The organism is Staphylococcus cohnii species complex 1663 (assembly GCF_041008415.1).
Lineage (GTDB): Bacteria > Bacillota > Bacilli > Staphylococcales > Staphylococcaceae > Staphylococcus > Staphylococcus ureilyticus.
Genome location: NZ_JBFDVL010000002.1, coordinates 190,120 through 205,854, shown reverse-complemented (window position 1 = coordinate 205,854; position 15,735 = coordinate 190,120). Strand labels below are relative to the sequence as shown.

General features: G+C 33.1%; 17 protein-coding genes. 16 read left to right on the top strand and 1 reads right to left on the bottom strand.

All coding sequences use genetic code 11. The features are described from left to right. Positions 1-8 precede the first annotated feature (8 nt). The 16 genes from grpE (at position 9) to recO (ending at position 14,206) form a co-directional block, all read left to right on the top strand. Positions 9-635, top strand: coding sequence for a nucleotide exchange factor GrpE (gene grpE, locus AB1J10_RS02955; RefSeq protein ID WP_107365301.1), 627 nt, complete (start codon positions 9-11; stop codon positions 633-635). Between the two features lie 51 nt (positions 636-686). Beyond that, on the top strand, positions 687-2,531 hold the full coding sequence (dnaK, locus tag AB1J10_RS02950) for a molecular chaperone DnaK (protein WP_369002997.1): 1,845 nt from the start codon (positions 687-689) through the stop codon (positions 2,529-2,531). A 137-nt stretch (positions 2,532-2,668) separates the two neighbouring features. Beyond that, positions 2,669-3,799: a molecular chaperone DnaJ gene (dnaJ, locus tag AB1J10_RS02945; protein ID WP_107365300.1), complete on the top strand. Its 1,131-nt coding sequence runs from the start codon at positions 2,669-2,671 to the stop codon at positions 3,797-3,799. A gap of 4 nt (positions 3,800-3,803) precedes the next feature. Continuing rightward, positions 3,804-4,742, top strand: a complete 939-nt coding sequence (gene prmA / locus AB1J10_RS02940; RefSeq protein ID WP_046208139.1) for a 50S ribosomal protein L11 methyltransferase — start codon at positions 3,804-3,806, stop codon at positions 4,740-4,742. Positions 4,743-4,745: 3 nt separating this feature from the next. Then, complete coding sequence (locus AB1J10_RS02935; RefSeq protein WP_070039387.1) at positions 4,746-5,498, top strand: 16S rRNA (uracil(1498)-N(3))-methyltransferase; 753 nt, start codon at positions 4,746-4,748, stop codon at positions 5,496-5,498. A 5-nt stretch (positions 5,499-5,503) separates the two neighbouring features. Beyond that, a complete protein-coding gene (mtaB, locus tag AB1J10_RS02930; protein ID WP_046208141.1) occupies positions 5,504-6,850 on the top strand; it encodes a tRNA (N(6)-L-threonylcarbamoyladenosine(37)-C(2))-methylthiotransferase MtaB in 1,347 nt (448 codons plus the stop codon). A 175-nt stretch (positions 6,851-7,025) separates the two neighbouring features. Next, positions 7,026-7,202 carry a 30S ribosomal protein S21 gene (gene rpsU / locus AB1J10_RS02925; protein WP_002483157.1) on the top strand — a complete coding sequence of 59 codons (177 nt, stop codon included), beginning with the start codon at positions 7,026-7,028 and terminating at the stop codon, positions 7,200-7,202. A 377-nt stretch (positions 7,203-7,579) separates the two neighbouring features. Beyond that, positions 7,580-8,272: an NfeD family protein gene (locus tag AB1J10_RS02920; RefSeq protein WP_371090943.1), complete on the top strand. Its 693-nt coding sequence runs from the start codon at positions 7,580-7,582 to the stop codon at positions 8,270-8,272. A gap of 6 nt (positions 8,273-8,278) precedes the next feature. Further along, a complete protein-coding gene (gene floA / locus AB1J10_RS02915) occupies positions 8,279-9,265 on the top strand; it encodes a flotillin-like protein FloA (RefSeq protein ID WP_026034799.1) in 987 nt (328 codons plus the stop codon). Positions 9,266-9,282: 17 nt separating this feature from the next. Then, positions 9,283-9,939: a hypothetical protein gene (locus AB1J10_RS02910; RefSeq protein ID WP_369002996.1), complete on the top strand. Its 657-nt coding sequence runs from the start codon at positions 9,283-9,285 to the stop codon at positions 9,937-9,939. 335 nt (positions 9,940-10,274) lie between these two features. Beyond that, complete coding sequence (locus AB1J10_RS02905) at positions 10,275-11,222, top strand: PhoH family protein (protein ID WP_046208145.1); 948 nt, start codon at positions 10,275-10,277, stop codon at positions 11,220-11,222. Continuing rightward, positions 11,223-11,684 carry an rRNA maturation RNase YbeY gene (gene ybeY, locus AB1J10_RS02900; RefSeq protein ID WP_070039383.1) on the top strand — a complete coding sequence of 154 codons (462 nt, stop codon included), beginning with the start codon at positions 11,223-11,225 and terminating at the stop codon, positions 11,682-11,684. Positions 11,685-11,692: 8 nt separating this feature from the next. Beyond that, positions 11,693-12,031, top strand: a complete 339-nt coding sequence (locus AB1J10_RS02895; RefSeq protein ID WP_046208147.1) for a diacylglycerol kinase family protein — start codon at positions 11,693-11,695, stop codon at positions 12,029-12,031. Positions 12,032-12,122: 91 nt separating this feature from the next. Then, positions 12,123-12,527, top strand: a complete 405-nt coding sequence (gene cdd, locus AB1J10_RS02890; RefSeq protein ID WP_046208148.1) for a cytidine deaminase — start codon at positions 12,123-12,125, stop codon at positions 12,525-12,527. Beyond that, positions 12,527-13,426 carry a GTPase Era gene (era, locus tag AB1J10_RS02885; protein WP_046208149.1) on the top strand — a complete coding sequence of 300 codons (900 nt, stop codon included), beginning with the start codon at positions 12,527-12,529 and terminating at the stop codon, positions 13,424-13,426. The genes cdd and era overlap by 1 nt, the downstream gene beginning before the upstream one ends. 21 nt (positions 13,427-13,447) lie before the next feature. After that, positions 13,448-14,206, top strand: a complete 759-nt coding sequence (gene recO, locus AB1J10_RS02880; RefSeq protein WP_046208150.1) for a DNA repair protein RecO — start codon at positions 13,448-13,450, stop codon at positions 14,204-14,206. 124 nt (positions 14,207-14,330) lie between these two features. On the opposite strand, the gene AB1J10_RS02875 is transcribed toward recO, so the two are convergent. After that, a complete protein-coding gene (locus AB1J10_RS02875; protein ID WP_040030033.1) occupies positions 14,331-15,722 on the bottom strand; it encodes a glycine--tRNA ligase in 1,392 nt (463 codons plus the stop codon). Positions 15,723-15,735 lie beyond the last annotated feature (13 nt).

The following is a 15,735-nucleotide window of genomic DNA, read 5'->3' as shown; positions in this document are numbered from 1 at the left end:
GGCAGAAAATGACAGAAAAAAATGAATCAGTATTCGATGAAAACGAAAAAACTGAAGATATTATTCAAGAATCACAGAACGACCAAACTACTTCAGTTGAAGATGCTGATGAAATGAATAATGAATCACAAGATAATCTGCAAGAAGAAAATTCTGAAGATACTGAGGCAGATATCGATCCTAAAGATGAAGAAATTCAACAATTAAAAAATAATGTTCAAGAAGAAGAAGAAAAATATTTAAGATTATACGCAGAATTTGAAAATTATAAGCGTAGAATCCAAAAAGAAAATCAAACGATGAAAGCATATAAAGCTCAGGATGTTTTAAATGACATTTTACCGACTATAGACAATATAGAACGAGCTTTACAAATCGAAGGCGAAGATGAGCAATTTAAAGCATTACAAAAAGGTGTGGAAATGGTTTATGAAAGCTTATTGAACGCATTGAAAAATAACGGTTTAGAAAAAATTGAGGCTGAAGGTCAACAGTTTGATCCAAATATACATCAAGCTGTAGTACAAGACGACAATCCTGATTATGAATCAGGTCAGGTCACTCAAGAACTACAAACTGGTTATAAATTGAAGGAACGTGTTTTAAGACCTTCAATGGTTAAAGTAAATCAATAGTTATATTGATGAAAATACCAAATTTTCAAAACAAACAGGAGGAATTTAGTTATGAGTAAAGTAATAGGTATTGACTTAGGTACAACAAATTCATGTGTAGCAATTTTAGAAGGTGACGAACCAAAAGTTGTTCAAAATCCAGAAGGTGCTAGAACAACACCATCTGTTGTTGCATTTAAAAATGGTGAAACTCAAGTAGGTGAAGTTGCTAAGCGTCAAGCAATTACTAACCCTAATACGATTCAATCTATCAAACGTCATATGGGTACTGAACATAAAGTAGATGTAGAAGGTAAATCATATACACCACAAGAAATATCTGCGATGGTATTACAAAACCTTAAAAGTACAGCAGAAGATTATTTAGGTGAAAAAGTAGAAAAAGCAGTTATCACTGTTCCTGCATACTTTAATGACAGTGAACGTCAAGCTACAAAAGATGCTGGTAAAATAGCTGGCTTAGAAGTTGAACGTATCATTAACGAACCAACAGCAGCAGCATTAGCTTATGGTTTAGATAAAACTGAACAAGACCAAAAAGTCCTAGTATTTGACTTAGGTGGCGGTACATTCGACGTATCTATTCTTGAATTAGGTGACGGTGTATTTGAAGTACTTTCTACTGCAGGTGATAATAAACTAGGTGGAGATGACTTTGACCAAGTTATTATCGATTATTTAGTAGCAGAATTTAAAAAAGAAAATGGCGTAGATTTATCACAAGACAAAATGGCATTACAACGTCTAAAAGATGCAGCTGAAAAAGCTAAAAAAGATTTATCAGGTGTTTCTCAAACACAAATCTCATTACCATTTATTTCTGCAGGTGAAAATGGTCCATTGCACTTAGAATTAAGTTTAACACGTTCAAAATTTGAAGAATTAGCTGATTCATTAATCAGAAGAACAATGGAACCAACACGTCAAGCTATGAAAGATGCTGGTATTAGTAGTTCTGATATCGATGAAGTTATTTTAGTTGGTGGTTCAACAAGAATCCCTGCTGTTCAAGAAGCTGTGAAAAAAGAAGTGGGTAAAGATCCTCACAAAGGTGTTAACCCAGACGAAGTAGTAGCAATGGGTGCTGCTATCCAAGGTGGCGTTATCACTGGTGACGTTAAGGATGTAGTATTATTAGACGTAACACCTCTATCATTAGGTATTGAGATTATGGGTGGACGTATGAATACATTGATTGAAAGAAATACTACTATTCCGACATCTAAATCACAAGTGTATTCAACAGCAGCAGATAATCAACCAGCAGTTGATATTCACGTATTACAAGGTGAACGCCCAATGGCTTCTGACAACAAAACACTTGGCAGATTCCAATTGACTGATATTCCACCAGCTCCACGTGGCGTACCACAAATCGAAGTAACTTTTGATATCGATAAAAATGGTATCGTTAATGTTACTGCAAAAGATTTAGGTACTAATAAAGAGCAAAATATCACTATTCAATCAAGCTCTTCACTTTCTGACGAAGAAATCGATCGTATGGTTAAAGATGCTGAGGAAAATGCTGAAGCAGATAAACAACGTCGTGAAGAAAGTGATTTAAGAAACGAAGCAGATAGCTTAGTATTCCAAGTTGAAAAAACAATTACTGATTTAGATGAAAACATCAGTGAAGATGATAAAAATAATGCAGAAGAGAAAAAAGAAGCTTTAAAATCTGCGCTTGAAGGCGAAGATATTGATGATATTAAAGCTAAAAAAGAAGAATTAGAAAAAGTAGTTCAAGACTTATCTGCTAAAGTTTACGAACAAGCTGCTCAAGCACAACAACAAGCACAAGGTGAACAAGCAAATGGTTCAGATGATAGCAATGTTGAAGATGCTGATTTCACAGAAGTGAACGAAGACGATAACAAAGACGATAAAAAATAAGTTTAGTTATTAATTGCTATTAAAAGCAAAATATGACACAATTGCTTAGCCAAATTAAGTCAAAGTCAATTGAACATTGGCTTTGACTTTTTCCTTTTTAATAAGTAATTTAATCCATCGTAAAAGGAGAGATAAAAGTGGCCAAAAGAGATTATTATGATATCTTAGGTGTCAGTAAAGACGCTTCTAAAGATGAAATAAAAAAGGCTTACCGTAAATTATCAAAAAAATATCATCCTGACATCAATAAAGAAGAAGGCGCAGACGAAAAATTTAAAGAAATCTCAGAAGCATATGAAACATTGAGTGATGAAAACAAACGTGCAAATTATGATCAATTTGGTCATGATGGACCACAAGGTGGTTTTGGCGGCCAAGGATTTGGTGGTCAAGACTTTAGCGGTTTCGGTGGTGGCTTCGAAGATATATTCAGTTCATTCTTTGGTGGTGGACGTCAAAGAGACCCAAATGCACCTAGAAAAGGTGATGACCTACAATATACAATGACTGTTAACTTTGAAGAAGCCGTATTCGGTACAAACAAAGAAATTTCAATTCGCAAAGATGTAACTTGTCATACCTGTGATGGCGAAGGTGCTAAACCGGGTACTAAGAAAAAAACGTGTCATTACTGTAATGGTTCAGGACATGTTGCAGTAGAACAAAATACGATTTTAGGTAGAGTTAGAACTGAAAAAGTTTGTCCAGTATGTAGTGGTTCTGGTCAAGAATTTGAAGAACCTTGTCCAACATGTCATGGTAAAGGTACTGAAAATAAAACAGTTAAAATTAATGTGACAGTACCTGAAGGTGTAGATAATGAACAACAAATAAGATTAGCAGGTGAAGGTGCACCAGGAGAAAACGGTGGACCACAAGGTGATTTATACGTTGTATTTAGAGTTAAACCATCTGAAACTTTTGAAAGAGACGGCGACGATATTTACTTTTCACAAGATATTAGTATTGCGCAAGCAACGCTTGGTGATGAAGTCAAGGTTCCAACCTTAAAAGGTCATGTAATGTTAACAATTCCTGGCGGAACACAATCAGGTAAACAATTCCGTCTTAAAGAAAAAGGCGTTAAAAATGTTCATGGATATGGTTATGGTGACTTGTTTATCAATGTAAAAGTTGTTACACCTACTAAGATAAATGAACGTCAAAAAGAATTGTTAAGAGAATTTGCTGATATTGATGGTGAATCATTAACTGAACAACCATCAAATTTTAAGGACAAAGCAAAAAGATTCTTTAAAGGAGAATAAAAAAATGAACTGGACTGAAATATCAATCACTGCAAATCATGATACGATACCTATTATTTCTAATATTTTAGAAGAATTCGGGTCAAACGGGGTTGTTATCGAAGATTCATTAGATCTTCAAAATGGTTTTGCTGATAAGTTTGGTGAAATTTATGAGTTAAACCCTGATGATTACCCAGTTAACGGCGTAAGGGTTAAAGCTTATTTTAATGAAATGAAATATACTCAAGACTTTAAAAAAGATCTGATTCATGAAATTAAAAGCATTGAATCTTTGGATACAAACATATTTGAATATCAACAACAAACGATTCAAGAACATGACTGGGAAAATGAATGGAAAAATTATTTTCATCCTTTTAGAGCTTCTGAAAAATTTACGATTGTTCCAAGTTGGGAAACCTATCAAAAAGAAGACGAAGCAGAAATGTGTATTGAATTGGATCCGGGAATGGCTTTTGGTACAGGAGACCACCCAACCACTAGCATGTGTTTGAAAGCGATTGAACACTTTGTAAAGCCAGATGATTCAGTGATTGATGTTGGTACAGGTTCAGGTATACTTAGCATTGCATCATATTTATTAGGAGTAGAACGCATAAAAGCGATTGATGTAGATGAAATGGCTATTAAAGTTGCGAAGGAAAACTTCGAAAAAAATAATTGTGTTAAAGCAATTGAAGCTGTGCCAGGTAATTTACTAACAGAAGAAACTGAAAAATTTGATGTCGTTATTGCGAATATTTTAGCTCATATTATTGAAGAAATGATTGAAGATGCTTATAATACTTTAAATAAAGATGGTTATTTTATAACTTCTGGTATTATAACAGAAAAGCATGAAACAATTTTAGCACAGATGAAGCGTGTTGGGTTTAAAATCATTTCTATTAATCATGAAAACGGTTGGGTATGTATCGTTGGACAGAAAGTGAGCGATTAAGCAATGCAGAGATATTTTATTGACCAAAACGCTGATGTAAATCAGCGTTTTTTTATTACTGATCAAAGTGATATACATCACATTACAAATGTAATGCGATATCAAAATGACGATCAAATTATTATTACTTTTTCAGATCAAAAGGTTTATAAATGTAAAATTGAAAATATAACTATGGATCAAATCGAAATTGTATTAATAGAAAAAATGGATATCAATACAGAGTTACCACAACATGTAACAATTTGCAGTGGTTTAATTAAAGCAGATAAGTATGAATGGATGATACAAAAATCAACAGAGTTAGGCGCAAGCCAATTTATTGCTGTTGGTATGCAAAGGTCAGTTGTAAAACTTAATGAAAATAAAGTAACTAAAAAATTAGAACGTTGGCAAAAGATTATAAAAGAAGCTGCTGAACAAAGTTATAGGCTAATTATTCCAGAGATAGAGTATAAGTCGAATTTAAAGGAAATCTATGATATTATTGATGAATATGATTATGTATTGATTGCTTATGAAGAATCTGCTAAGTGTGGGGAAAAAAGTACTTTTAAAGCAGTTGTTCAAAAATTTGAACCTGGTGATCGTGTGTTAATCATTTTTGGACCAGAAGGTGGTTTGTCTGAATCAGAAATTAAGTTATTTGGAAGTTCAGCATATCAAGTCGGTCTAGGTCCTAGGATATTAAGAGCTGAAACTGCACCTTTATACACATTAAGTGCTGTAAGCTTTCAAAAAGATTTATTGGGGTGATATTTATGTCAACGGTTGCATTTCATACATTAGGATGTAAAGTGAATCATTATGAAACCGAAGCAATTTGGCAATTATTTAAAGAAGCAGAATACGAGCGTGTTGACTTTGAAACAAATGCTGATGTATTTGTTATCAATACATGTACGGTTACGAATACAGGTGATAAAAAAAGTAGACAAGTTATCAGACGTGCTATAAGACAAAATCCAGACGCAGTTGTATGTGTTACAGGTTGTTATGCACAAACATCTCCTGCTGAAATTATGGAAATACCTGGTGTAGACATAGTAGTCGGCACACAAGATCGAACGAAGTTAATCGGTTATATCAATGAGTTTAAAAAAGAAAGACAACCAATCAATGGTGTAGGAAACATCATGAAAAATCGTACATATGAAGAATTAGAGGTTCCATACTTTACAGACAGAACAAGAGCTTCATTGAAGATACAAGAAGGATGTAATAATTTTTGTACTTTCTGTATTATTCCTTGGGCACGTGGATTAATGCGTTCCAGAGATCCTGAAAAAGTGATAGAACAAGCAACAACACTTGTAAATTCAGGATATAAAGAAATTGTTTTAACTGGTATCCATACAGGTGGATATGGCCAGGATTTAAAGAATTATAATTTAGCACAATTACTACGTGATTTAGAAACGATAGATGGATTAGAACGTATCAGAATTTCATCAATTGAAGCCAGTCAATTAACGGATGAAGTCATTAGTGTAATTGAACAGTCAAACAAAGTTGTGCGTCATCTGCATATTCCTTTACAATCTGGATCTGATTCAGTATTGAAGAGAATGAGAAGAAAATATACTATGGCTCATTTTTCAGAGCGATTGACGCGTTTACATGAAGCGCTACCTGGATTGGCAGTTACAAGTGATGTCATTGTTGGCTTCCCAGGTGAAACAGAAGAAGAATTCCAAGAAACATATGATTTTATTGTTGAACATCAATTTTCAGAACTACATGTATTTCCGTATTCTTCTAGAATTGGTACACCAGCTGCAAGAATGGATGACCAAGTGGACGAAAATATTAAAAATGAACGTGTACATCGTTTAATTCATTTAAGTGATCAACTGGCTAAATCATATGCATCTAAATTTGACCAAGAGGTACTTGAAGTCATTCCAGAAGAAGTTGGCAGTGAGCAAGGGACTTTAATAGGTTTTGCGGATAATTATATGAAAGTTCAATTTGAAGGTGATGAATCACTGATTGGGGAGCTTGTAAAAATTAAAATTACTCAACCTGATTACCCAATCAATCATGGGGAGTTACTAAGAGTAGTGGATCATGCTACCAATACAACAGAACATTCAATTACTGTTTAAATTTTAATGAACAATGATTTAACTGCAAACATCTTTTGATGGTGTAAAATGAATCATGAAATTAAAATTTTACTAATTGACCACATTAATCAGATATATTATACTAATTAATACATGGTAATTACCGTGTAATGATTATAAAGTTTCGTTGATATTTGGAGGGAGGGAAATACACATGTCTAAAACAGTAGTCAAAAAGAACGAATCACTTGAAGATGCGTTACGTCGTTTCAAACGTACAGTTTCTAAAAGCGGTACAATTCAAGAAGTACGTAAACGTGAATTTTACGAAAAACCTAGCGTTAAACGTAAAAAGAAATCAGAAGCTGCACGTAAACGTAAATTCAAATAATTAATTGTTTCGTTGACTCCCTCAACACCAACATTAATTATAAACCATAATAGCCTTAGTTGTTTATTCAGCTAAGGCTATTATTTTTATATGTTAAGAAAGTGACTATCTATAATCCTTCTCCCTATACAATGATGTCATAAACATTGAAATAACATGATACATATTTAAGAAAACAACCACGTTTACATTATGAACAAATATTAATGTTTGCTTCTTTTACAGTAGATTGAAAAAGACTATATTTATATTTCTAGCATTTAATTAAAAATGAATAACATTATGAATTTTATTGTGTAAACGGTATAATCATATATTTATTTCATGTATAATTAAATTGAGAGTGAGGTGATATAGTGATTCCTTCGATAAGTAATATACATACAATCTTTTCAACTAGACTTGTTGAAAACGGAAACTGGATAGACAACGTTTCTAACTTTATTGTTAGTCCAATAGGTGCTTTGATATTAACTTGTATTATCTTCTTAGGCTTTTTGTATCAGTTATATTCAAATAGGATAAATATTATCGGAATTATATCAACATTAGCGTTATTCATCTTCTTTTTAGGATTTTTTATAAAAGGCGATGTTAACTTTTATTCAGTTGTCTTATTTGCTATTGGTGTGATATTCGTCATTATTGAATTATTTGTAGTAGGTGCAATTATAGGCATTATAGGTATGGCATTAATCGTTTTTAGTATTGTTACTTTAGGTGACAATTTAGTGTACATGATTGCTAATGTTGTCGTTGCCTTAATATTATCAATCATAGAGTGGGTGATACTTGTGAAATTTTTCAAACGTAAAATACCGTTTTTAGATAAAGTTGTATTGAAGGATTCTACAAATGCAGAAGCAGGTTATACATCACATGAAGATCGCTCTCATTTAGTTGGAGAAGTTGCAGTTACATCTACAGATTTAAGACCAGCAGGAATTATTATTTATAACGATGAACGTATCGATGCAGTTTCAGACGGTTCTTTTATATTACGCAATAAAAAAGTAACTATTCTTGAAGTTGAAGGTACCCGAGTTGTTGTGAGAGAAATAGAAACATAAAGGAGAATGAGTATGATTGGAATTTTAATTATAGCAGTTATAGTCGTAATTGCATTATTGTTATTATTTTCATTTGTACCTGTTGGATTGTGGATTTCAGCAATCGCAGCGGGTGTAAAAGTAGGCATTGGTACCCTAGTAGGAATGAGATTACGTAGAGTTTCTCCACGTAAAGTAATATCACCTTTAATTAAAGCTCATAAAGCAGGATTAAACTTGACAACAAATCAACTTGAATCACATTATTTAGCAGGTGGTAATGTTGATCGTGTTGTTGATGCAAATATCGCTGCACAAAGAGCAGATATTAATTTACCTTTTGAGCGTGGTGCAGCTATAGACTTAGCTGGCCGTGATGTGTTAGAAGCTGTTCAAATGTCTGTAAACCCTAAAGTAATTGAGACACCATTTATCGCTGGTGTAGCTATGAATGGTATCGAAGTTAAAGCAAAAGCAAGAATTACAGTACGCGCAAATATTGCAAGATTGGTCGGTGGTGCTGGAGAAGAAACAATTATTGCACGTGTTGGTGAAGGTATTGTATCTACAATTGGTTCTAGTGAACATCACACACAAGTGCTTGAAAACCCTGATAATATTTCTAAAACAGTTTTAAGTAAAGGTTTAGATTCAGGCACAGCTTTCGAAATCCTATCGATTGATATTGCAGACGTAGACATTAGCAAAAACATCGGTGCAGACTTACAAACTGAGCAAGCGCTTGCTGATAAAAATATCGCACAAGCAAAAGCCGAAGAACGTCGTGCAATGGCAGTAGCACAAGAACAAGAAATGAAAGCAAAAGTACAAGAAATGCGCTCTAAAGTTGTTGAAGCGGAAGCAGAAGTTCCACTAGCTATGGCCGAAGCATTGCGTTCAGGAAATCTTGGTGTGAAAGATTATTATAATCTGAAAAATGTTGAAGCAGATACTGGTATGAGAAATTCTATTAACCAACGTACAAAAAAAGAAGATGATGAATCACCGGAATAATAAATAGGGGTGATTAAATGAATATAGGTATTATTATCTTTGTAGTATCTGTCATTTTTACAATAATTGGAGCTATTAACGATGATAGTCATAAAAAACGAAAAAAACAACAACCGCCATCTAACAAACAGCCAAATCAATCTGAAGCACCACCACAAAAACGTGGTTTCCTTGAAGAAATCGGTAAAACATTTTCTGAGTTAGAAAAACAATTTAATGATGGTACTTTTTCTCAAGAAGAACATACACCAAAGCAGAATAAACCTGCTGAGACACGAGCTGAAAAGATGGAAACTGAGACACCTCAACAAGAATCATCATCAGCTCCTAAACATAAGGAAACAGAAGCTGAAAAAGTAAAACGTGAGCAAAAGCAACAAGATGATAAACTTCAAAAAGAGCTTGAAGCTGATTTAATGGGTCAAATAGAAGACGTGCGTAATGAGATTGATCGTGAAACTGAGAAAAAAATACAAAGAACTGAGAAAAAAGCACGAGATATTATTTCTGATAAATATTTATCAGAGAGAACTAAGCGTTATCGTTTAAAACAGTTAATGAATGCGCATTCTGTTCAAAGCTCTGGCACAAATGCTCAATATAGATTTGCAGATGATGAAGTTGTTAATGGCATTATTTGGTCTGAAGTTTTAGAACGACCAAAACAATTATAAATTTATTTAAACTCAACTTATAAAGTTAGAATCTTGACTTTGTGAGTTGAGTTATTTTTAATTTCAAAGTATTTAATGCTTGATAAATTTCACGCAGTCTATCACAATGCTTTGCTTTACATAAAAATAACAATTAATGTCAATTTTTAATTCACTTTGAAATAATATGAGATTATTTCATGATATAATAATATTGAAGTTGCAGTATGATTTATTCAAATTATTATTTTTATAATAATGCTTATTTCATATCATGCATCATAATTATTTTTTGTAACTTAAAATCTAATAGGATAAAATAATAGAAACGAATATATTTGTAAAGGAGCAACTATATGCCTGGAATTATTCAAATAGATGACATCAATGAAGCACAAGCACTCATTGGTAACAATGATGAAAATCTAAAATCAATAGAAGAGGGATTTGATGTCATAATACATGCTCGAGGACAAGAAATAGCCGTTAAAGGTGAAAAAGTTGAGCATGTAGAACAAGCAGAATCAGTACTAATTAATTTATTGAAAGTCATACAGCAAGGCGTTACAATATCGCTCAAAGATGTAGAAGCTGCTGTTAAAATGGCAAAAAATGGTACGATTCATTACTTATTAGATTTATATGAGGACGAAATTACTAAAGATGCGTTTGGTAAAACAATAAGGGCTAAAACTATGGGGCAAAGACTTTACGTCAATGCTATGTATCATAATGACTTGGTATTTGGTGTTGGACCAGCAGGTACTGGGAAAACATTTTTAGCTGTTGTTTATGCTGCCAAGCAATTACGAAAGGGTAATGTTAAACGTATCGTCTTGACTAGACCTGCAGTAGAAGCTGGGGAATCATTAGGATTCTTACCTGGTGATTTGAAGGAGAAAGTTGATCCTTATTTACGTCCATTATATGATGGTTTAAATACCGTTTTAGGAAGAGAACAAACTGCTAGATTTATCGAGCGTGGTGTTATAGAAATAGCACCGTTAGCATATATGCGAGGGAGAACGCTTGATGATGCATTTGTTATTTTAGATGAAGCACAAAACACTACACATGCTCAAATGAAAATGTTCTTAACAAGGTTAGGTTTTGGATCGAAAATGGTTGTTACCGGTGATAAGACACAGATTGATTTACCTAAAGGTGTTAAAAGTGGTCTTAAAGAAGCAATAGCAAAGTTACACAATGTAAAAGGTCTAAGTATCCATCATTTAGACCAAAACGATGTTGTGCGTCATCCACTTGTAAGTAAAATAATTGATCGCTATGAGGGAGAAGAATAAATGTTCACAATAGATTTTAATGATCATACTGAATTAGTCGATAAAAAATGGTTTAAGCAAATAGACGACCTTCTTTCTTTTGCAAAAGAACAAGAAGGCATAGAAAATGATGCCGAATTATCTGTGACATTTGTAGATAAAGTGGAAATTCAACAAATTAATAAAATGTATCGAGATAAAGATAAGGCGACAGATGTAATATCCTTTGCATTAGAGGAAGATGAACCTGAAATCAGTGGGTTAGATATACCAAGAGTACTCGGAGATATTATCATATGCACTGAAGTTGCTCAATCACAAGCAGATGCATATGGGCACTCTTTTGAAAGAGAACTTGGTTTTCTCGCGCTTCATGGCTTTTTACATTTATTGGGTTATGATCATATAAATGAAGCTGATGAAAAGGTAATGTTTGGTCGACAAGATGAAATTTTAAATGCTTATGGATTGCCAAGAGATTAGAGATAGTTATGAAACGTTTTAAGTACGCTTTTCAAGGTTTACTGGTCCTCTTTAACAAAGATAAAAAGTTTTTAATCCACATTATTTTTGCATGTTTTGCAATTTTACTGAGTTTTTATTTTAAAATAAATATAGTTGAATGGTTTTTAATCATCATCGCTATAGGATTTGTGTTAACTTTTGAAGCCATGAATACAGCACTAGAATATGTAGTGGATTTGATTACAGATGAATATCATGAACTTGCAAAGAAAGCTAAAGACACTGCAGCTGCTAGTGTTATGCTTGCTTCGATAATTGCGTTGGTAATAGGACTTATTGTTTTTTTACCATATTTTATAAAATAGAAAATACGATTTTTAATCTATCTATATATTAAGCAACATTTAGTTTGGAAAAATACTATAATAATTAAAAATTGAATAGGAGTGTTAAATTATGGCTTACCAACCCGATTATTTCAAGGAAGTAAGAACAGCACAAAGCAAAGCTTATGCGCCATACAGTAATTTTAAAGTAGGTGCGTACTTAATTACGAAAGATGGTAAAACTTATCACGGCGCAAATGTAGAAAATGCCGCTTATCCATTAGGTATATGTGCAGAAAGATCAAGTCTGGTTGCAGCTATTGCTGATGGATATCGACCTGGCGATTTTGAATCAATCACTGTAACCGTTGATGCAGAAACACCTTCTTCGCCATGTGGTTCTTGTAGACAGGTTTTAAAAGAACTTTGTGATGACGAAATGCCTGTATATATGACTAATCACAAAGGTGACATGATTCAATCTACAGTTAGTGATTTATTACCTCTAGGATTTTCTGGAAAGGATTTAAAATAATGACAGCACATAAATCAGGATTTGTAACAATAATTGGTAGACCTAATGTAGGTAAATCTACCTTTGTTAATCGCGTCATCGGACATAAAATTGCTATTATGTCTGATAAAGCACAAACGACAAGAAATAAAATTCAAGGTGTCATGACTCAAGAAGATGCACAAATTATTTTTTTAGATACACCGGGTATACACAAACCTAAACATAAATTAGGCGACTATATGATGCGTGTTGCAACAAACACACTATCTGAAATTGATGCCATTATGTTTATGGTTAATGTTAATGAAGATATTGGTCGAGGCGATGAATACATAATGGAAATGTTGAAATCAGTCAAGACACCAGTGTTTTTAGTGTTAAATAAGATTGACCTCGTCCATCCGGATGAGCTCATGCCAAGAATAGAAAAATATAAAAAATATATGAATTTCACCGAAATTGTCCCTATATCTGCTTTAGAAGGATTAAATGTTGAGCATTTTATCAATGTTATTAAATCATATTTACCTGAAGGGCCAAAATACTATCCGGATAATCAAATTTCTGATCACCCAGAACAGTTTGTAGTGAGCGAACTCATTCGTGAAAAAATATTACACCTAACGAATGAAGAAATTCCACATGCGATAGGCGTCAATGTTGATCGTATGATTAAAGAAGATGAAGAACGTGTGAGGATTGAAGCAACGATTTTTGTAGAACGTGATTCACAAAAAGGAATAGTGATTGGTAAAGGTGGTAAAAAACTTAAAGAAGTAGGGAAAAGAGCACGTCAAGATATTGAAGGCTTGTTGGGGTCTAAAGTGTACTTAGAACTATGGGTAAAAGTTCAAAAAGATTGGCGAAATAAAGTAAACTTTATTCGTCAAATGGGCTATTTAGAAGATCAAGATTAAGTTGAGAGTCGGTGAGCTAAAATGTTAATCAAACAAAAAGGTATCATTATTAAAACGGTTGATTATGGCGAATCCGATAAAATTATTACAATTTTAAATGAATACGGTGCAAAAATTCCACTTATGGTTCGCCGTGCCAAAAAGAGCAAGAGTGGTTTGCAAGCTAATACGCAATTATTTGTTTATGGCTTGTTTATTTATTCTAAGTGGAAAGGCATGGGAACTTTAAGTTCAGTAGATGTCATCGATCAAAATTATCATCTTCGATTAGATATTTATGAGAGTAGTTATGCTAGTTTATGTACTGAAACGATAGATCGATCTATTGATAATGATGAACTGTCACAGTTTAGCTACGAATTATTACATTTTGTATTAGATAAAATTAAAAGTGGTGTATCCGCACAGTTGATGTCGGTAATTGTATTAATTAAATCAATGTCAAAGTTTGGGTTTAGCGCAATTTTCAATCATTGTGTAGTCACTGGTGATGATGACCAAGCTAAACTCATTGGCTATAGTTTTAAATTTGATGGTGCAATTTCAAATCATGCAAAATCTCAAGATCCAAATGCTTTACTACTATCCAATAAAACGCTTTACTTATTAGATGTGCTACAAAATTTACCTATCAGTAAAATGAACGCCTTGAGTATACATCAAGATATTATTAATGAAATGTCGCAATTAATGATAATGTTATATAGTGAATATGCAGGTATGTATTTCAAAAGTCAAAAGCTTATTAATCAATTACAAAGATTAGATCATTCAAATTAATATAGTCAAAATTAATGAGAAATAAATTTTTATAAGTAAAAAACGTCAATTTCTATAAATTATATAGAAATCGACGTTTTCATTTTGTACTATTATTTTCAAAGTATAACTTGAAAAAGTAAAATTAAAATTTCACTTTTTCAGTTAAGAAACTTTCTAATTCAGCAATCGGCATACGTACTTGTTCCATCGTATCTCTGTCACGTACAGTTACTTGTTGATCTTCTAGTGAATCAAAGTCAAATGTTATACAGTATGGTGTACCGATTTCATCTTGACGGCGGTAACGTTTACCAATTGATTGTGATTCATCAAAATCAATTGCAAAGTTAGCACTTAATTGTTCAAATATTTTAATTGCATCACCAGATAATTTTTTACTTAATGGTAAAACAGCAGCTTTATAAGGTGCTAATGCAGGGTGGAAGTGTAATACAGTTCTTGAATCCTTACTACCTTCAACACCTTCTTCAGCATACGCATCACAAAGGAATGCTAATGTAACACGGTCTGCACCAAGTGATGGTTCAATACAATATGGAAGGTATTTTTCACCAGTTTCTTGATCATGATATTGGAAATCTTCACCAGAATGTTCGCTGTGTTGTTTTAAATCATAATCTGTTCTACTTGCAATACCCCATAATTCTCCCCAACCGAATGGGAAACGATATTCTATATCAGTTGTTGCATTTGAGTAGTGGGATAATTCATCTGCATCATGGTCACGTAAACGTGTTGCCGATTCACTTAAATTTAAGTCTTTTAACCATTGGCTAGCAAAAGTTTTCCAATAATTTTGCCATTCTATTTCTTCACCAGGTTTACAGAAAAATTCTAATTCCATCTGTTCAAATTCACGTGTTCTAAAGATGAAGTTACCAGGTGTAATTTCATTACGGAATGATTTACCGATTTGACCAATCCCGAATGGCAATTTTTTACGCATTGTACGTTGAACATTTTTGTAATTGACAAAAATACCTTGCGCAGTTTCAGGACGTAGGAAAATTTCATTTGTAGAATCTTCCGTCACACCTTGGAAAGTTTTGAACATTAAGTTAAATTGACGAATATCTGTCCAATTAGCAGTTCCACTTACAGGACAAACAATACCTTCTTCATCAATAATACGTTTCATTTCATCGAAACTTAAACCATCGGCTACGAAATTTTCGTCTCCTTTTTCATTCGCCATGTAGTCTTCTATTATTTTATCTGCACGATAACGAATTTTACTATCTTTATTGTCTATCATTGGATCGTTAAAGTTTCCTAAATGACCAGATGCTTCCCAAGTTTTTGGATTCATTAAAATAGCTGCATCAATCCCTACATTATATGGAGATTGCGTGATAAATTTTTGCCACCATGCTTTTTTAATATTATTTTTTAATTCTACACCTAATGGGCCATAGTCCCATGTATTTGATAAACCACCATAAATATCACTGCCAGGGAATACAAATCCTCTGTGTTTTGCTAACTGAACAATTGTTTCCATATCTTTTGCCAAAAAAAAACACTCC